At 66.3% G+C, this 18,900-nt stretch carries 14 protein-coding genes; 11 read left to right on the top strand and 3 right to left on the bottom strand.

Annotated elements, in window-relative coordinates:
• The first annotated feature begins 7 nt into the window (after window positions 1–7).
• From R3P93_RS10810 to R3P93_RS10800, 3 genes are read left to right on the top strand one after another with little or no spacing between them, the layout of a single operon-like run.
• Window positions 8–940: an NAD-dependent epimerase/dehydratase family protein gene (locus R3P93_RS10810; protein ID WP_317533001.1), complete on the top strand. Its 933-nt coding sequence runs from the start codon at window positions 8–10 to the stop codon at window positions 938–940.
• A gap of 24 nt (window positions 941–964) precedes the next feature.
• Window positions 965–2,251: an MFS transporter gene (locus R3P93_RS10805; RefSeq protein WP_317533000.1), complete on the top strand. Its 1,287-nt coding sequence runs from the start codon at window positions 965–967 to the stop codon at window positions 2,249–2,251.
• A 59-nt stretch (window positions 2,252–2,310) separates the two neighbouring features.
• A complete protein-coding gene (locus R3P93_RS10800; RefSeq protein WP_317532999.1) occupies window positions 2,311–3,810 on the top strand; it encodes a DUF4185 domain-containing protein in 1,500 nt (499 codons plus the stop codon).
• Window positions 3,811–3,863: 53 nt separating this feature from the next.
• On the opposite strand, the gene R3P93_RS10795 is transcribed toward R3P93_RS10800, so the two are convergent.
• Window positions 3,864–5,330, bottom strand: a complete 1,467-nt coding sequence (locus R3P93_RS10795; protein WP_317532998.1) for a CCA tRNA nucleotidyltransferase — start codon at window positions 5,328–5,330, stop codon at window positions 3,864–3,866.
• A 103-nt stretch (window positions 5,331–5,433) separates the two neighbouring features.
• Here R3P93_RS10795 and R3P93_RS10790 point away from each other — a divergent pair, with 103 nt between their 5' ends.
• The 8 genes from R3P93_RS10790 to R3P93_RS10755 all read left to right on the top strand — a co-directional run bounded on the left by R3P93_RS10790 (window position 5,434) and on the right by R3P93_RS10755 (window position 16,874).
• A complete protein-coding gene (locus R3P93_RS10790; RefSeq protein WP_068047657.1) occupies window positions 5,434–5,994 on the top strand; it encodes an NUDIX hydrolase in 561 nt (186 codons plus the stop codon).
• Window positions 5,991–8,402 (top strand): glycoprotein, encoded by a 2,412-nt coding sequence (locus tag R3P93_RS10785; RefSeq protein WP_317532997.1) that lies wholly within the window; start codon window positions 5,991–5,993, stop codon window positions 8,400–8,402. Before R3P93_RS10790 ends, R3P93_RS10785 begins: the two co-directional genes overlap by 4 nt.
• Complete coding sequence (locus R3P93_RS10780; RefSeq protein WP_317532996.1) at window positions 8,399–12,592, top strand: murein biosynthesis integral membrane protein MurJ; 4,194 nt, start codon at window positions 8,399–8,401, stop codon at window positions 12,590–12,592. Before R3P93_RS10785 ends, R3P93_RS10780 begins: the two co-directional genes overlap by 4 nt.
• Window positions 12,593–12,691: 99 nt before the next feature.
• Entirely contained in the window at window positions 12,692–13,273 is a 582-nt protein-coding gene (gene sigM, locus R3P93_RS10775) for an RNA polymerase sigma factor SigM (protein ID WP_094687344.1), read from the top strand.
• 59 nt (window positions 13,274–13,332) lie between these two features.
• A complete protein-coding gene (locus R3P93_RS10770; protein ID WP_317532995.1) occupies window positions 13,333–14,061 on the top strand; it encodes a hypothetical protein in 729 nt (242 codons plus the stop codon).
• A gap of 126 nt (window positions 14,062–14,187) precedes the next feature.
• On the top strand, window positions 14,188–15,177 hold the full coding sequence (trxB, locus tag R3P93_RS10765; RefSeq protein WP_094638551.1) for a thioredoxin-disulfide reductase: 990 nt from the start codon (window positions 14,188–14,190) through the stop codon (window positions 15,175–15,177).
• A gap of 34 nt (window positions 15,178–15,211) precedes the next feature.
• Window positions 15,212–15,544: a thioredoxin gene (gene trxA, locus R3P93_RS10760; RefSeq protein WP_068047667.1), complete on the top strand. Its 333-nt coding sequence runs from the start codon at window positions 15,212–15,214 to the stop codon at window positions 15,542–15,544.
• A 136-nt stretch (window positions 15,545–15,680) separates the two neighbouring features.
• Complete coding sequence (locus R3P93_RS10755; RefSeq protein ID WP_068047669.1) at window positions 15,681–16,874, top strand: N-acetylmuramoyl-L-alanine amidase; 1,194 nt, start codon at window positions 15,681–15,683, stop codon at window positions 16,872–16,874.
• Window positions 16,875–16,908: 34 nt separating this feature from the next.
• Here R3P93_RS10755 and R3P93_RS10750 read toward each other — a convergent pair whose 3' ends face one another.
• Together R3P93_RS10750 and R3P93_RS10745 are read right to left on the bottom strand one after the other, a co-directional pair.
• On the bottom strand, window positions 16,909–17,589 hold the full coding sequence (locus tag R3P93_RS10750) for a GNAT family N-acetyltransferase (protein ID WP_269596181.1): 681 nt from the start codon (window positions 17,587–17,589) through the stop codon (window positions 16,909–16,911).
• A gap of 234 nt (window positions 17,590–17,823) precedes the next feature.
• Window positions 17,824–18,900, bottom strand: coding sequence for a ParB/RepB/Spo0J family partition protein (locus R3P93_RS10745; RefSeq protein WP_317532994.1), 1,077 nt, complete (start codon window positions 18,898–18,900; stop codon window positions 17,824–17,826).

The raw sequence follows: 18,900 nt of genomic DNA, 5'->3' as shown, positions 1-18,900 counted from the left end.
AGCGATCATGACTGAACTTCACGTCGTCACCGGAGCCGGACCCGTCGGCTGGACGGTCGCCGAACAGCTTGCTGCGCAGGGGCATTCGGTACGGGTCCTCACCCGATCCGGCAGCGGACCCGAGCACCCGATGATCGAATGCCGCGCAGTCGACATCGAATCCGACCATCTCCGTCGACACCTCGACGGAGCCACCGCCGTCTACCACTGCACCCACGTCGCCTACGAGAAGACGGTGTGGCGGAACAAACTCGTCGCCATGGAGAACCGCGTGCTCGACGCGGCCGCGGGCACCGTCGTCGCGTTTCCCGAAAGTCTGTACGCCTACGGCCGGGTCGACGGACCGATACGCGAGGACTCACCCCGCGAGGCGACGTTCCGAAAATTGGGAGTGCGGACCGAACTTCTGGCCGCGCGTGATGCGCACGCAACCCCAACCGTGAGCGTCGCGGCGTCGGACTTCTACGGGCCTCGGGTGATCACCTCGCACATGGGTGAGCGGGTCATCTCGCCGCTTCTCGCCGGAAAGCCGGTCCGCGTCCTCGCCTCCGCCGACCTTCCTCACTCGTTCACCTACGTCCCGGATCTGGCAGCCGCCATGCTCACGGCCGCGGCGTCCCCGTCGATGTGGAACACCGTCCTGCATGCCCCCACCGCGCCCGCGGTCTCGCAGCGCACGATGATCGAGATGCTCTCGGCTGCTGCAGATCTGCCGACTCCGAAGGTCGGTGCCATTCCGGCCTGGGCACTGCGACTGCTGGGCGCGGTACCCGGTCCGATGAAGGAGCTCGGCGACACCCTCTACCAGTTCCGCTATCCCTACCTTCTCGACTCGAGCCGCAGCGAGGCGATCCTCGGGCTACAGCCCACCCCACTCGCCGACGGCACGGCCGCAACGATGGCGTGGTGGACAGCCTCGACGCCCGCCGTCTCCGCATGACGGGCGGGGGCTAAAGTCCCGTCGGTGAGCGACGCTTCCTTCCGTACCCGACTGCGTGAGTCTCCGGGGGTCGGCAAGCTGACGACCATTCGGTTCGCCGGTCAGTTCGGCGACGGGTTGTTCCAGGCCGCGCTCAGTGGTGCCATTCTCTTCAACCCCGAGCGCGCGACCAATCCGGCCGAGATCGCGGCCGGATTCGCGGTGCTGCTGGTCCCGTATTCCTTGGTGGGTCCGTTCGCCGGAGCGCTTCTCGACCGCTGGGATCGCCGATCGGTCCTGCTGTGGGCCAACATCGTTCGTATGGTGCTGATCGTCGCCACCGCAATCCTGCTGTGCGCCGGGGAGGACGCCACACCGTTGTTGCTGTTGGCTTTGGCCACCGTAGGGCTCAGTCGGTTCGTGCTCGCGGGAGCGTCGGCATCACTGCCGCACGTGGTTCGGCAATCGTGGCTGGTACCGATGAACTCGGTGCTGGCCACCGTCGGATCCGGTTTCGCAGCGGCAGGTGCGGGCCTCGCCGTAGCGGTGATCGGCGTGATCGGTGCCGGGGATTTCGGCTCGGGTGTCGCCGTGGGTCTCTCGGCCACCGGGTCGGTCGTCGGGGCGCTCGCCGCCGCGCGGTTCCGACCACGATCCCTCGGCCCGGGCATCGAGAGCCGCACCGACAGTCCACTGAAAGACGTTGCTGAAGGGCTGAAATCGGGTGCGCAGGCCGTCTGGCGGTCCGCCGGTGTCACGACCGCGATGCTCGGCATCGGCGCGCACCGCATCGTGTTCGGCATCAACACTCTGATCATGGTGTTGGTTCTCCGCGAAACGACGAGCAGCACCCTGCCCGGCGGCCTTGCCGGCTTCGGCATCGCCGTCGGTGCCTCGGCGGTCGGCATGTTCCTCGCCGCCCTGATCACCCCCTTCGCCGTTCCCCGGTTCGGACGCACCCGCACGATCGCTGCCGCACTTGTGCTCGCCATCGTGGCGCAGCTCGGTGCCGTCTCGGGCCTGACGCAGACCAGCCTGCTGCTCGGAGCCTTCCTCCTGGGTATCGCCGGGCAGACCGTCAAACTCAGTGGCGACGCTGCCATGCAGATCGAGATCGACGACGCCCATCGCGGACGCGTCTTCGCGTTGCAGGACACCGTGTTCAACGTCGCCTTCGTCGCCGCCCTCGCTGCTGCGGCCTTCGCCGTCGGCCCCGACACGACCGATCTGAGCCAGGACCCCACCGCGCACATCCTGGTGTTCGTCGGGGCAGGTATCTACGCCCTCGGCCTGGCCGCAGCGGTGGTGAACACCGGGCGCACACGCCGCTGACGTGGTGTATCTTTCCGTATCGGACCGATGGGTTTCGTCGGAGAACACGGGGGCACCGCATGCACGGCCGCTTGACGTCACTCGGCTGCATACTCGCGGTTGCCGCAGGTACGGCCGTTCTCGCTGCGCCACCGGCGTTCGCGGCGCCGCCTCCGCCGGTGAACTCCTGTGGCGAAACAGGATTCGACCCCAAGGACTACCCACCCGAGCCCATCGGACCGGGCAATCCACCACAGCTGCCGCCGTTGCCGGATCGTGTGGTGATCCCCGTGCCCTATCCGTCGATCGAACTCGTACCGGTTCCCGATCCGGCCCCGAACAACACCCGCGTACAGGCCGAACCGCTGACCGACCCGTGTGCGGACCCGTGCCCCGATCTCACCGACGACACCGATTCACCGACGCCGGCAACGGGCTCGGCAGACCATCTGCCGTTCCCGCGCATCGAGATCGACCCGCAACCCGAGACCATTCCGATCCCGATTCCCGGCCCCGCTGCCCCGGGAACGCCGCCGCCCGCGCCCGCCGTCAACCCAGCGGAGCCAGGACCCACGACGGTCCCGCCAGGAGCACCCGCCGTCGGAACCGTCGAGGTCGTCTCCCAGCTGACCGGACCGGGATCGGAGAACCGCACCGACAAGCGCTGGCAGGTGAACGGAACCGACCTCGGCATCATGTGGGAGAGCAAGCCCGGTGAGGTCGCCGTCGCCTTCGGCGATTCCTTCGGCAAGGGGTGGGAGTTCGGCGTCGTGGGCGGCGACGACTGGCGTTCCAACGCACTCGGCCACAGCACCGACACCGACCTGTCCGACGGCATGACCCTGGACTCCATGGTGCAGGATTCCCGTTGTCACGCAGCCGAACTGCTGCCGTCGCGCAAGATAAAGAACTGGGAGACGACGGTCATCCCCACGTCCGGTTTCGCCATCGACGACCGGCAGTACATGTCGTACATGTCCATCAGGCGCTGGAGCACGATTCCCGGCATGTGGTGGACCAACTACGGCGGCATCGCCTACTCGGACGACAACGGTTCCACCTGGGTCAAAGACGAGCATGCCAAGTGGGACAACCTCTTCGGCTTCTCCAAGTTCCAGGTGTCGACGATGGTTCCGGCGGGGGAGTACGTCTACATGTTCGGCACCGTCAACGGACGCGCCGGACAGGTCGGGCTCGCCCGCGTCCCGAAGGCCGAGGTGTTGAACAAGACCGCCTACCAGTACTGGGTGAACGGCACCTGGGCTCCCGTCGGATCGAACGAGGCCACCCCCATCGCCGACGGTACGGCCGGGGAACTGTCGGTCCATCACGACGAGGCCCGAGGCCTCTGGCGGATGACGTATCTCGATCCGCTGCGCGGCGATATCGTTCTGCGCGAATCGAATTCACCGCAAGGGCAGTGGACCGCGCCGACCACCTTGATCGACACCGCCGAGTACCCCAAGACCTACGGCGGCTTCGTTCACCCGTGGTCGACGGCGAACGAGCTGTACTTCACCGTCTCGGAATGGGACAGCTACAACGTCTATCTGGTCAAGGCCGAGCTTCGCTCGTCGTGAGCGGAAACTCGTAGCAGGCTACGAGGTTCTACTCACATGCGGCGCAGCCGCTCCTACTGCGTGGGCCACCACTCGAGCAGCGCGGCCTCGGCGTCCTCGCGGGAGAGCGGTCCCCGGTCGAGACGCAGTTCTTTCAGGAACTTCCACGCCTTGCCCACGTCGGGTCCGGCCGGGATGTTCAGCAACTCCATGATCGCGTTGCCGTCGAGATCGGGCCGCACCCGCGCCAGGTCCTCCTGCTCGGCGATACGGGCGATGCGTTCTTCGAGATCGTCGTAGGTGGCCTGCAGCGCGGCGGCTCGACGCTTGTTCCTGGTGGTCGAGTCGGCCCGAACCAGCTTGTGCAGCTTGGGCAGTAGCTCACCGGCATCGGTGGCGTAGCGCCGCACGGCGGAGTCGGTCCACTGGCCCTTGCCGTAGCCGTGGAAACGCAGATGCAGGAACACCAGATGCGAGACGTCCTCGATCATCTTCTTGGAATACTTCAAGGCGCGCATGCGCTTTCGCACCAACTTGGCACCGACGACCTCGTGGTGATGGAAGCTGACTCCGCCGCCCGGCTCGTTTCGCTTGGTATCGGGCTTGCCGATGTCGTGCAGCAATGCGGCCCAACGCAATACGAGGTCCGGATCGCCGTCCTCGAGATCGATGGCCTGCTTCAGCACAGTCAGCGAGTGGGTGTACACGTCCTTGTGCTGGTGATGCTCGTCGATCTCGAGCTTCATGTTGGGCACCTCGGGGATGATCCGCTGCGCCAGGCCCGTCTCGCACATCACGTCGATGCCGTCGATCGGGTGCTCGCCCAGGATCAGCTTGTCCAGCTCCACCTGGATTCGCTCGGCGGTGATGCGGTCGATCTGCTCCGCCATGTCCTCGATGGCCCGGTGCACCCGTGGCATCAGAGTGAACCCCAGCTGAGAGACGAACCGCGCGGCCCGCAGCATGCGCAGGGGATCGTCTCCGAACGAGACCTCCGGTGCCGAGGGAGTATCGAGAACGCCCTCGAGCAGCGCGTCCATGCCGCCGAGCGGATCGACGAATTCCTGGGCACCGTCCGCTCCGAGACGTACTGCCATGGCGTTGACGGTGAAATCGCGTCGAGCGAGATCTTCTTCGAGGCTGTTGCCGTACTGCACCTCGGGATTGCGGGAGACCTGATCGTAGGAGTCGGTGCGATAGGTGGTGATCTCGATCGTCTGGCCGTCCTTGGCCGCGCTGATGGTCCCGAACGCGATGCCGGTGTCCCACTGATGGTCCGCCCAGCCCGACAGCAACGCCTGAACGTCCTCGGGCCTGGCGTCGGTGGTGAAATCCAGATCGGTTCCGAGTCGACCGAGAACTGCATCGCGCACCGAGCCACCGACGAGGAAGAGCTGGTGCCCCGCCGCGGCGAACAGTGCGCCCAGCGGAGTCAACACCGGAGCGAGTTCGCGCAGCGTCACAGCAGCTCCCGCCAGCAACCTCTCCCGGCGGGCATCGGTCTGCTCGGCGGAAACGGAGGACAGGGACTGATCGGCCACGGTGGGAGAGCCTACTTGCGCCGAGCCGATCGATTGTTCCGGCCTTCACCCCCCGCGGTGCGGCACGGTAGAAGAGTGCGCACAGGCAACTAGTATGGATCGGGTGTCTGCTGCCGAACGTGCGAACAGGAGCCGCCGCAACCCGCGGCGGCGTCAGGCACGCGCCGACACCGAAGCACCCAAGCTGCGGACCGTCCGCGAGACCTCGGCAGGCGGCCTGGTGGTCGACGGCCTCGACGGGCCGCCGGCCAAGCGCTGCGCCGCCCTCATCGGCCGCACCGACCGCCGCGGACGCCTCCTCTGGTCCCTGCCCAAGGGTCACATCGAACAGGGCGAAACCGCCGAGCAGACGGCCATGCGCGAGGTCGCCGAAGAAACCGGCATCCGCGGTACCGTCCTGGCCTCGCTGGGCAGCATCGACTACTGGTTCGTCACCGAGGGCCGACGCGTCCACAAGACCGTCCACCACTACCTGCTCCGATTCCTGGGCGGCGAACTGTCGGACGAGGACCTCGAGGTGACCGAGGTCGCCTGGGTCCCGCTGACCGAACTGCCCTCTCGACTCGCCTACGCCGACGAACGCAAGCTCGCCGCCATCGCCACCCGTCTGATCGAGGACATGAGCAGCGGCAACTCGGGCGCACCCATCCCCGGCGGGAAGTGATCGTGCGGGCCCGGAAGGTCGCTGCCGCCGCATTGACCACGTTCGTTCTTGCGGTGGCTCCGTCGGTCGGCTCCGCAGCACTGGTCCCCGCGCAGCTTCCGAACGCCGCGGCCCAACCCGACTCCTCCGTCGGCGATGCGTCCGGCACCACCAGCGCCGTTCCGGACACTCCGATGACGCAGGACGGCAACCCCTTCCTGACGCTGAGCATCGAGACCGTCGCCCCCTCCACTGTCACCACCAGCAGCGACCCGTTCGTCACCGTTCGCGCCACGGTGACGAACACCGGGGACCGCCGCGTCGACGACGTCAGTGTCCGGATGCAGGCCGCTGCCGCCGTCGACACCACCGCGGGCCTGCGGACCTCCCTGACTCTCGACCAGGACCGATTCGAGCGGGTGGGCGATTTCGTCACGGTCGCCGACTCACTGGAGAAGGACGAGAGCCGCCAGTTCGACATGTCGATGCAGCTGCGCAGCACCACCGAACCTTCACTGGGAATCGAGGCGCCAGGCGTCTACCCGCTGCTGCTCAACGTCAACGGCACCCCCGAGTACGGCGGAACCGCACGACTCGACGACGCTCGCTTCCTGCTCCCGGTCGTCGGACTGCCCCGAAACCCGGGTGAGATGGACCCGACCGCACCGGGCGCGCTGCCGCTGCCCCCGAACACCCGCAACCCCGTCGCGATGACGGTCCTGTGGCCGCTCGCCGACATCCCTCGCCTCGCTGCCGGAATTCCCGGATCCGTCGACGAGCGTGTGCGACTGATCGACGACGAGCTCGCCGGCGAACTCGCCACCGGCGGGCGACTCGACACCCTCCTCAAGGCCGTCGAGTTCGCGACGCAACCCGGCCTCGATCCCGACGGCAGACTGGCGTCGAGCCTGTGTATCGGCCTGGACCCCGACCTGCTCGTCACCGTCTCGAACATGACCCGCGGCTACCTCGTCGTCGACAACCCGGCCGATCCCGCCAGCACGACGCGTGAGGGCACCGGAAGCGCAGCCGCAGGCCAGTGGCTGTCCCGACTCGAGACGGTCGCGTCGAGCACCTGCGTGACGGCGATGCCGTTCGCCCAGACGGATCTGGGGGCAGTGGCCGACATCGGCGATCCCACGTTGCTGAGCAGTGCGGTCAGCGCCCCGGCAGACATCGTCGACGGCATCCTCGGCATCACCTCGACGCGCGGTTTCACCTGGAGCACCACCGGTGGCGTGGACGCGGACACCGCCGATGCCCTGCGCACGGCAGGAACCGGCACCGTACTGGTCGCCGACAACAGCATCAGCCCGCCGACATCGGCCCCGACATCGCTGCTGGTCTCGTCCGAGACCCAACCGTCGGACACCCAGCAGACCGAGACGCTGGCCGCCACCCACTACGACGCCGCCACCGCAGCGGCGCTGGCCGGCGTCGGAGACACCCCGTCCACCCCCGCCCTGACCCCCACCGAGCAGCGCTTCGACCTCGCCACCGACTCTCGTACCGCACGCCTGCAGGACGCGCTCGGAGCCGTCAACTTCCATGCGCTCGTCGGCACCGATCGGCCCGGGCGCACCGTCACCGTCGCGCCCCCGCAGTACTGGACCGCGGGGGGCGACGAACCGTCGGCCATTCTGTCGACGGTGTCCTCGCTGCTGCGTTCGGGGTTGGCCACGCCGCGCCCACTGGCCGAGTTGCTCGCCGAGCCCACGTCCGGACCTCCGGTGACCGGCATCGATGCAGCCACCGAACTCGATACCGGCACCATCGGCCTGGTGCAATCGCAGAGCGCCCGGGTCGACACTCTGATGCAATCACTCGTCGAGGACCCGCAGTCGGCGCTGACCCCGCGCCTGTACACCGCCCCGCTGCGCGAGGACATGCTCCGAGCGCTGTCGACGGCCGGTCGTGCCAGTGCCGCCAGTGACGACACCGGCGTGATGGCGCGTGACCGACTCGCCGCCATCCGCATCGGATTGGACACCATCTACGGGTCGGTGACCGTGCTGGCCCCTGGCGGCGTCTACACCCTCGCCTCGGAACAGAGTCCGCTGCTTCTCGTCGCCCGCAACGACCTTCCGGTCCCGGTCAACGTGCTGCTCAGGGTCGATGCGCCGCCGGAGATGACGATCAGCGACGTCGGCGTCACCCAACTTCCGGCCCGTGGATCACGGACCATCACCGTGCCGGCCGAAGTGGACGACACGCGCAATCTGTCGGTCGACTTCTCCGTCACGACGCTCGACGGGTCCCGGCTCGGTGAGGTCTCGACGGTGTCCGTGCGATCGAACGCATACGGCCAGGCACTGGCGATAATTACCGCCTGCGCCGGTGCTCTCCTACTGTTACTTGCAGGTCGACGCCTCTGGCACCGATTCAGAGGTCAACCCGACCCGGCCGACGAAGGGTACGAGAGACCATGACAGGCAACGTCCCGTACGACGGCGACCTGCCGCGGTCACGCATGCCCGCATCGCAGGTGTTCCGACGCACGACGCCACCGCGGTCCGCCCCCTGGGAGCGGCAGTCGCGGCCGGAGCTGCGCTCCTACCCGGCACCGCCGTCGCTCGACGGTCAGCCGGCCGCCGACGACACCGTCACGCAGATGATCCCGCGATTCCGGGACGAGGACTACCCCTATCCTTCGTCGAGCACAGCACCGTCCGGAACGGTTCCGCCGACGAGAGTTCCGCCGGGCGGGTCCGACCCGGCACCGCAGCCCGAGCCGCGGCCGCAGAAGTCACTGCTGGCCGCGTCGGGTTCGATCGCGGTGGCGACCCTGGTCAGCCGCATCACCGGATTCGCCAAGCAGGTCGCCATGACGGCCACCCTCGGCGCGGCGCTGGCCAGTGCGTTCACCGTCTCGACGATCCTGCCGAACATGATCTCCGAGCTCGTCCTCGGCGCAGTGCTCGGAGCCATCGTCGTGCCGGTGTTGGTCCGAGCCGAGCAGGAGGACGCCGACGGCGGGCGGGCATTCGTGCGACGCCTCTTCACCATCGCAGTGGCGCTGCTCGGAACCGTGGCGCTCGCGGCGACGATCGCAGCCCCGCTGCTGGCGAGGCTGATGCTCGACGGCGATCCGAAGGTCAACGAGGACCTGACCATCGCGTTCACCTATCTGGTGCTGCCCGCGCTGATGTTCTACGGACTGTCCGGCCTGCTCACGGCCGTGCTCAACACCCGGCAGAACTTCAAGCCCGGCGCCTGGGCACCGGTGTTCAACAACCTGATCGTGCTCGCGGTGTTCGCCCTGTACCCCTTCGTCCCGGGCGAGATCACCGCGAACACCATCGAGATGAGCAACCCCAAAATCCTCGTTCTCGGCCTCGGTGTGACCGCGGGTGTCGTCACCCAGGTTCTCGCTCTGATCCCGGCTTTGCGCCGCGAACGCATCGACCTGCGCCCGCTCTGGGGATTCGACGAGCGACTCAAGAAGTTCGGCGCGATGGCCGCCGCGATCGTGCTCTACGTCGTCATCAGCCAGATCGGGCTGATCGTCGCCACCAGGATCGCGTCGGGCACCGACGATGCGAGCAACGTGATCTACTCGCAGGCCTGGATCGTGCTGCAGCTGCCCTACGGCATCCTCGGCGTGACGGTACTGACGGCCATCATGCCCAGACTCAGCCGCAACGCCGCCAACGGTGACACTCCGTCCGTCGTCGACGATCTGTCGGTCGCGACCCGCCTGACGATGGTCGCGCTGGTGCCGATCGTGGTGTTCCTGACCTTCGCGGGTCCGTCGGTGGGCGAGGCGCTGTACGGCTTCGGCCGGTTCGCCGAGGTCGCACCCAGACTCGGCGAGGCCGTCAGCTGGTCGGCGTTCTCCCTCATCCCGTACGCCCTTGTGCTGATCCACCTGCGTGTCTTCTACGCCCGTGAGAAGGCCTGGACGCCGACGTGGATCATCCTCGGTATCACTGCCGTCAAGATCGGCCTGTCGTTGCTCGCCCCGATCGTCGCGTCCTCGCCGGAGCAGGTGGTGCTGCTCCTCGGCGCAGCGACCGGTCTGGGCTACACCGTCGGCGCGATCATCGGCGGATACCTGCTGCACAAGAGCCTGGGCAGTCTGCGGATGGCCAACGTCGGCAAGACGGTCTGGCTGGTGCTCATCGCCTCACTGGCCGGCGGCGCGGCCATGCTCGCGATCGACCGGATCCTCGGGCTCGACGCCATGATGAACGGCTGGGTAGGCAACTTCGCCCGCGTGGCGATCGACGCCGTCATCATGCTCGGCATCACGTTCTCGATCCTCTGGTTCGGCAAGATTCCCGAAGTTCTGGCGGTCACCGTGGCCCTGAGCCGCCTCGTCCGCAGGTTCCGCGGCGGATCCGACACGCGGGACGCAGATCTGGCCGCTGCAGAAACCGGCGTTATTCCGGTTATTCGAAGCGAGCCCACATGGGACACTGCGCGGGATCGGCTCCCGTACCCTGGTCATCGGCACCCGGGGGCACAAGCTCATGAGGGTCGACCGTTCGCAGATCAACACGGGGCATATTCGCCTGAAGGAGTGACAGTGACCGACGACGAAGTTGCTGGGGGGCCGGCACAATCTCCAGCAAGCGAAGCCGACCGAACGAGCGGCGGCGTCGAGGTCGACACCCAGGACCGCACCGAGCCCGTGAAGGCCGAGGCTTCTTCCTCCAAGACTCCGAAGCCCGCCGAGACGCCGGCGAAGACCGCGTCCGAATCGAAGACTGCAGCCGAGTCGAAGGCACCTGCTCCCGAGCAGGACGTCGAGAAGTCCGCCGACGAGCCAACGGCCGTCGAGCCCGCTGTCGACAAGCCCGTTGCCGCCAAGTCTGCTCCGAAGCCGGCCGACAAGACCGTCTCCATCTCCAAGGCTGCTCTCGCGGCGCGTCCGACCGACAAGACCATCTCGATCTCCAAGGCCGATCTGCCGGTCGAGACCGACGACGAGAAGTCCACACAGGACTCGAAGCCCGCGGCGGATGCGGATTCCGAGAAGACCGCAGCAGTACCGGCCACACCCGGTAACGACGACTCGTCTTCCACGGACGACGTCGACACTGCAGCGGCTGCGGCGAGCGCTCCCGGGCGCACGCTCCGCGGCCCGACGCTCATTCCCGGTGCCTCCGTTGCCGGTGGACGGTACCGACTGCTGGCACCGCACGGCGGCGCGCGCGGCCTCAAGTTCTGGCAGGCCCACGACGTCAAGCTCGATCGCGAGGTCGCGCTGACGTTCGTCGACGCCGACCAGCAATCCACCGCCTCGACCGACGACCGCACTCAGGGACCGCAGGCGATCCTCTCGCGCACGCTGCGTCTGGGTCGGATCAATTCGCCCGGCCTCGCACGCGTGCTCGACGTGGTGCGTGGCAGCTCCGGCGGCATCGTCGTCGCGGAGTGGACGCCCGGCCGGTCACTGCGCGAGATGGCCGACACCGTGCCTGCACCCACCGGCGCGGCACGCGCGATCAAGGTCCTCGCCGCAGCGGCCGAGGCCGCGCACCGCAGCGGAGGTGCGCTGTCGATCGATCATCCCGATCGCGTGCGCATCAGCTCCAGCGGCAATGCCGTCCTCGCCTTCCCCGCAACACTGGCCGACGCCGACCCCAGTTCGGACGTCCGCGGACTCGGCGCGATGCTCTACGCCCTGATCACCGCAAAGTGGCCCCTGTCCGACACCACCGGCGGCGCCGTCGTACCCGGCGACGCAGCTCCAGCACGCAGCGTCGGCGGTATGCGTCCGGCCGACCGCGACGACAAGGGTGCCCCGCTCGAGCCGAGGCAGGTTCGTCCGGATGTTCCGTTCGAGATCTCCGCCGTCGCAGTGCGGGCGCTGGAACAGAACAGCGGAATCCGTACCGCTGCCACCGTGCAGCACGTCCTGGACCAAGCAGCTGTGGTCAACGACAAGACGGATCTGATGCCGGCTCTGCGACTGGGCCAACGCGCACCGGGCGCCAGTGGGCACTCGCTCGCCGACCCCGAGGAGATCGCCGCCGAGAAGGCGAAGTCGATGCGCACCAACATCGCCATCGCGGTACTCGGCGCCTTGACGGTCGTCGTGCTCGCGTTCGCGGGCTTCTGGCTGTTCACCTCGATCGCAGGCGACAACACCGAAACTCCGCTCGACACCCAGGACTTCGGACTCACGACTCCGGCCGAGGCACCGCCCGCAGCCGATTCCGCGGCCCCCCCGGCTCCAGCCGGTGGCCCGGTAGCGATGGACGACGTCAGCGTCTTCTCACCCCAGGGTTCCGCCGACAACCCGAGCACCGCGTCCAACGTGATCGACAACGACCCCAGCACCGCATGGACGACCGACTCGTACTTCCAGCAGTTCCCGGCTCTCAAGAACGGCGTCGGCCTGCTCGTGTCCATCCCGTCCTCGACGCTGCAGAACGCATGGATCGAATCGACGTCTCCGGGAACCGTCGTCGAGATCCGGTCGGCCCCGAACGACTCACCCAGCCTGAGCGACACCACGCTGCTCGGTGAGGCCACGTTGCAGAACGGCCGAACCGACATCGCCCTCGACGACGCGGAGCCGACCGGGAACGTCCTCGTCTGGATCACCAGTCTCGGCGAACAGGGTGGCCGCATCGCCACCTCGATCTCCGGGATCGGTTTCGACACCTAATTCGGGCATTCGGTAATCAATACCGGCTCGTTTCGTACTTCACGGTATTCATGGCCTAGGCTCCCCCCAATGCGTTAACACGGGGGGAGCCGTTTTCGTATGACCGAACGTTTCGATTCGGCGCCAGGGGAGCGCACGGATGCGGAGCTTCTGGCTGCTCATGCGGCCGGAGAGCCGAACGCCTTCGCCACGCTGATCTACCGACACCACGAACACCTGTGGCTGACGGCTCGGCGCACAAGCTACACGCCCGAGGACGCCTCCGATGCTCTGCAGGAGGCGTTGCTCTCCGCTCATCGCACGGCCGGGTCGTTCCGCGCCGACGCCGCGGTCCGAAGCTGGTTGCACAAGATAGTCGTCAATGCCTGCCTCGACCGCATCCGCAGGAACAAGGCACGCCCGTCGGTTCCGTTGAGCGAGAACGAAAGTCACGAGCCCGTATCTCCCAGAGATCGGATTTCCGAGACGGAGACGAGCATTCTCGTTCGACAGGCTCTGATGACGTTGCCACCCGACCAACGTGCAGCCGTCGTCATCGTGGACATGGAGGGGTATTCGGTGGCCGACGCTGCCGACCTGCTCGGCGTTCCCACCGGTACCGTGAAGAGTCGATGCGCCCGCGGTCGACTCAAGCTCTCGACGCAACTCGCGTACTTGAAAGATGCAGGGAACCGAATCTGACCCCCTCGCGTCTATACCGTGTGAGAGAGAAAGCAGACTCGGCGAAGGGAGGCAGGATCGTGCCGTCGAGCACCGACGCTCTACAAGCCCCGTTCTCGCCGGAGCTACTCGCCGATCTGCATGCCGATGCACTTCCCGAGGACGTCAGTCGGCGACTGTGGCCACTGGTTCGCCTCGACGAGGATTCGATGCGCATCCTCGCCGGTCTCGACGCCGTCTCGGCTCGACTGCACGAGTTGGGCGAGGACCCCACCGGGACGTTGTCGATTCCGCCCGACGTCGCCCAACAGATCGATCGCACCCTGCACACGGTCGAGCAATCGACGTCCCCGGTGGACGTCGTCGTTCCGCTCCGTCCGCGCAGACGTCGTATGGTTCTCGGAACCGCCGCTGCCGCAGCGCTTCTGACGGCCGGATCGGTTGCTGTCGCGGCGGCCGTGTTCACTCCGGACGAGCCCGAATCGATCGTTGCCGACCCCACGCAGGCTCCGGATTCGTCTCTGGTGCTCGATTCCGCCGACCTCGACTCCGGTTTCGCGTTCGGCATCATCGGCAAGCGGGATCCCGGAGCATTGGCCGATCCGGCCGACCTCGCTGCCTGTCTGCAGTCCAACGACGTGGATCCGGCCACCACCGTTCTCGGATCGAGTCGAGTGCGCGTCGACGGCCGAGACGGAACGCTGCTCGTCCTCGCCGGAGAACAGCCCTCACAGTTCATCGCCCTTGCGGTGGGCAACGACTGCAGCACTGCAAACCCGGACGTGCTGACGCGTCGCGATATCGGCTGACAGATCTCTCACCGGGGAACAACTGCCTCTAGGGTGGTGTTGACCAGATGTACGTCGACCGGCGTGTGCGCTGAACACTCGGTTGTCGACTGCACGTATACGCCGCACATGATCGGAAGGTCTGCATTGAGTACCCCCAAGGTTCACGATCTCATCATCGTCGGCTCGGGACCGGCCGGTTACACCGCCGGCGTCTACGCCGCACGGGCGGAGCTGGAGCCGATCCTGTTCGAGGGAACACAGTTCGGCGGTGCGCTGATGACCACCACCGAGGTCGAGAATTTTCCCGGGTTCCGCGAGGGCATCATGGGCCCCGATCTGATGGAACAGATGCGCGAGCAAGCGGCGCGATTCGGCGCCGACATCCGGACCGAGGACGTCGAGGAGCTCGATCTGACGGGCCCGATCAAGACGGTGTCCGCCGGCGGCGAGACCTACCGGGCTCGGGCGATCATCCTCGCCATGGGCGCAGCAGCTCGCTATCTGTCCATCCCGGGTGAGGAGAAGTTGCTCGGACGCGGCGTCAGCGCCTGCGCCACCTGTGACGGCTTCTTCTTCCGTGATCAGGACATCGCCGTCATCGGTGGTGGCGACTCGGCCATGGAGGAAGCAACCTTCCTCACTCGCTTCGCACGCAGCGTCACGATCGTGCACCGCCGCAGCGAGTTCCGCGCGTCGCGCATCATGCTCGAGCGCGCCAAGAACAACGACAAGATTCGTTTCCTCACCGACACCAAGGTGCTCGAGGTCCTCGGTGACACCAGCGTCACCGGGCTTTCGCTCGAGCACGCCGAAACCGGCGAGAAGACCACTCTGGACGTGACCGGAATGTTCGTCGCAATCGGCCACGATCCCCGCAACGAGCTGGTCAAGGGCCAGGTCGAGCTCGACGATGCCGGCTACGTCAAGGTCGCGTCGCCCACGTCGGCCACGTCCGTCGAGGGCGTCTTCGCTGCCGGAGACCTCGTCGACCACGTATACCAGCAGGCCATCACCGCTGCGGGTACGGGCTGCACCGCGTCGATCGACGCCGAGCGGTGGTTGGCCGAGCAGGGCGACATCACCAGCAACACGCTCGAACACGCCGACCAGCCGGTCGACGCCGTCAACGCCTGACAGGCACCGAACTTCCACATCGAGGAGATAGAAAATGTCCGACGACAAAAGCACTGTCACCATCACCGACGCGTCGTTCGCCGACGACGTCCTGACCAGTGAGAAGCCCGTCCTGGTCGACTTCTGGGCCACCTGGTGCGGCCCGTGCAAGATGGTCGCCCCGGTTCTCGAGGAGATCGCGGCCGAGCACAAGGACAAGCTCACCATCGCCAAGCTCGACATCGACGCCAACCCGCAGGCCGCTCGCGACTTCAAGGTCATGTCGATTCCGACGATGATCCTGTTCCAGGGTGGCAAGCCGGTCAAGCAAATTGTCGGCGCAAAGGGCAAGGCCGCGCTGCTCAAGGACCTCGAAGGCGTTATCTGACTCACCTGCACACAGTGTGGATTGCAGCGGAAGCCAGTCTTTCTGCGACAATCATCTGATGTGCCGATGCTTCGGCATCGGCACATCAGCCGCAAGGTGTGAGTGCCGTCGGAACGATCGAGAGGCTTTGTCGAGGATGCAGGAACTCAGTCACGGCGATTCCGGACCCGCCGTCGCCGAGGTCCGCGGCACTCTGTCGGCTCTCGGCTTTCTCCACGAAGCGGTGGTTCCCCCCGGTCCCATGGACGACGGCCACTGGACGGCTCCCGGCTCCGTCTTCGACGGTGCCCTCGGAGGTGCCGTCCGCGCATTCCAACAACACCGCGGTCTGTTGGTCGACGGCGTCGTAGGCCCGGCCACATATCGCGCACTCAAAGAAGCGTCGTACCGCCTCGGCGCTCGAACCCTCATCTACCAGCTGTCCGCTCCGCTGTACGGCGACGACGTCGCCTCGTTGCAGACGAGACTCCAGGACCTCGGTTTCTACAGCGAGCGCGTCGACGGCTTCTTCGGTCCCCGCACGCACGAGGGACTGTCCTCGTTCCAGCGCGAGATCGGCCTCTCCCCGGACGGCATCTGCGGACCGGCAACTCTGCGCTCTCTCGACCTTCTCGGCACGCGCGTCACCGGTGGATCCCCGCACGCCATGAGCGAGGAAGAACTCGTCCGTAAATCGGGACCGCAGTTGACCGGCAAGCGCATCGTCATCGATCCCGATCTCGGCGGAGCAGACACAGGTCGCATCGTCGAGGGAACGTTCGGCCGCGTCTCCGAGTCCGAGATCCTGTGGGATATGGCGAGCCGACTCGAGGGCCGCATGGCCGCGACCGGCATGGAGACCTTCCTGTCCCGTGCGCGCGGCACCAACCCCTCGGTCGCCGACCGCGCCGAGACCGCCAACGCCTGGGGTGCCGATCTGATGATCTCGCTGCGCTGCGCATCGAGCACCAGCCCTGTGGCCAACGGCGTCGCCAGCTTCCACTTCGGTAACTCGCACGGCTCCACCTCGATGATCGGTCAAGTACTGACCAGCTACGTACAGCGTGAAATCGTCGCTCGCACACCACTTCTCGACTGTCGCAGCCACGGCCGCACGTGGGATCTGTTGCGTCTGACCAACATGCCGACCATCCAGATCGATCTCGGCTACCTCACCAACGAGTCCGACGTCGAGGTGCTCAGCGATCCGCGCTTCCGCGACATCATCGCCGAAGCGATTCTGATCGCCGTCAAGCGTCTGTACCTACTCGGTCAGGACGATCAGCCGACCGGAACGTTCACCTTCGCCGAGTTGCTCGCCGAGGAACTTGCTGCTTCCGATCGCCCCTGAACCACCGCGCGCGAACGCGTCGGCGGGTGAGGTGTCACCGCGCCCCGACCGTCGACTTCTGCTCGATGTCGACGACGGAGATGCTGGCTGCGATCAGTAGCTGCTCGAGTGCCGATTCGACGTCCTGCTTCCAGCCGTGATCGCGATCGAGCTCGAGCCGCAGTCTCGGAAATCTGTGGTGGGGCGCAATCACTTCGAACCCGACCTTCTCGAGGAAGTCTGCTTCGATCATGCACGTCGACGCCGAACACATCAGCTGTGCCGTGGCGTTCGGAACCACCGGCGCAGCATCGTCGGCGTTGCGTCGAATGCCGAACGCTTCCAGAGCGCGGACTCCACGATTGACGAGATCGCCCACGACGGCCTGGATCAACGTGGCCGAATGCATGTCGGCGTCATCCGGCGAATCGATTCGCAGCTGAGTCAATAGAACTGCATCGTGGCTCACCGGCGACGTCGGGAACGTGCCGGCTCGTGGAACTGCTCGGGGTGGGCAGTAGAGCGCGCAGCCGATGGTCTTGCCGTCGACGGACAGCAACTGTCCGCAGGATCCCCATTCGAGCATGATCGTCGACAGCCATACTTCGTTCTCGAACTCGAGGTCGACCGAGGAACTCTCCGACGCGGGATCGAGTACCCAGAAGCTGCACCGACGCGAATGCGTCGGCAAGTGCTCGAACGAACCGAGCGTCACTCCGGTCACCATCGCCGACACCGCTTACCTCAGCCTTCGTGCACTCGTTCACCGCGAGAATTCTCGATCGGAGCCGATCTGCCCCTCGATCAGGATAGGCGATTGATTCGCTTGACCCGTCGGGTGGAGCCGATCATTCAAATGTGTTGTTTCACAGTACTTTTCGAGCAGATTTCGAGATTTCGGGACCACCTCCGACCGAGCTACGTCACAGTGACGTTTCGACCGCGTATGACTGGTCCTGAAAAATCGTGGCTACTTTTTCTTCTGTGCTTCCATCATCTCGACGATCCTCTGAAGGTCATCGACGGATCCGAATTCGACCACGATCTTGCCTTTTCGCTTGCCGAGGCTGACCGTGACCCGCGTATCGAACGAATCCGAGAGGCGATCGGCGACGTCTTGGAGGCCCGGCATCTGGATGGGCTTGCGCCGGGGCGCCGGTTCCGGGCTCTTCCCGTCCTCTCGGTTGGCGAGGGTGACGGCTTCTTCGGTCGCGCGGACGGAGAGACCTTCGGCGACGATTCGCGCCGCCAATGACTCCTGTGCATCCGACCCCGCGTCCAGAGACAACAGAGCGCGAGCGTGTCCGGCCGACAGAACCCCGGCCGCGACTCGTCGTTGCACGGGAATCGGCAGCTTCAACAGACGAATCATGTTGGTCACGACCGGACGCGACCGACCGATTTTCGCGGCCAGTTCCTCGTGCGTGACGTCGAATTCTTCGAGTAGCTGTTGGTACGCGGCTGCTTCTTCGAGCGGATTGAGCTGGACGCGGTGGATGTTCTCGAGCAAGGCGTCGCGCAACATCGCGTCGTCCGCGGTCTCCCGAACGATCGCCGGGATCGACTCGAGGCCGGCTTCCTGGCTTGCACGCCACCGACGCTCGCCCATGACGAGCTGATATTTTGCATCTCCGGCCCCAGCGGAACCCGACACGAGACGGACGACGATGGGCTGCATGAGCCCGAATTCACGGATCGAGTGGACCAGTTCGGCCAACGATTCGTCGTCGAAGACGTGCCTCGGCTGCTTGGGATTGGCTTCGATTCGATCGGGTGCGATCTCTCGGTAGACGGCACCGACGGGGGAGAGGTCGTCGCCGTTCAGCACCGGCGGGGTCGGTGTGGGTGCTGTCGCGGTCTCCGTGAGTTCATCCGCCGGTGCGGAGCGTTTCGGCTTGGTGGACGTATCCGGGCGGTCCTTGGCGTTGCGATCCGCGCCGATGATCACGTCTGCCGCCGCATTGCCGAGGCGTGGTCCGGCATCAGGTCCGGTGGGGATGAGTGAGGCCAGGCCGCGGCCCAGACCACCCTTACGTGTGGAACTCAT

It is taken from the genome of Rhodococcus cerastii (assembly GCF_033042195.1).
Classification (GTDB): domain Bacteria; phylum Actinomycetota; class Actinomycetes; order Mycobacteriales; family Mycobacteriaceae; genus Rhodococcoides.
This window is presented reverse-complemented; position numbering and strand designations above follow the sequence as displayed.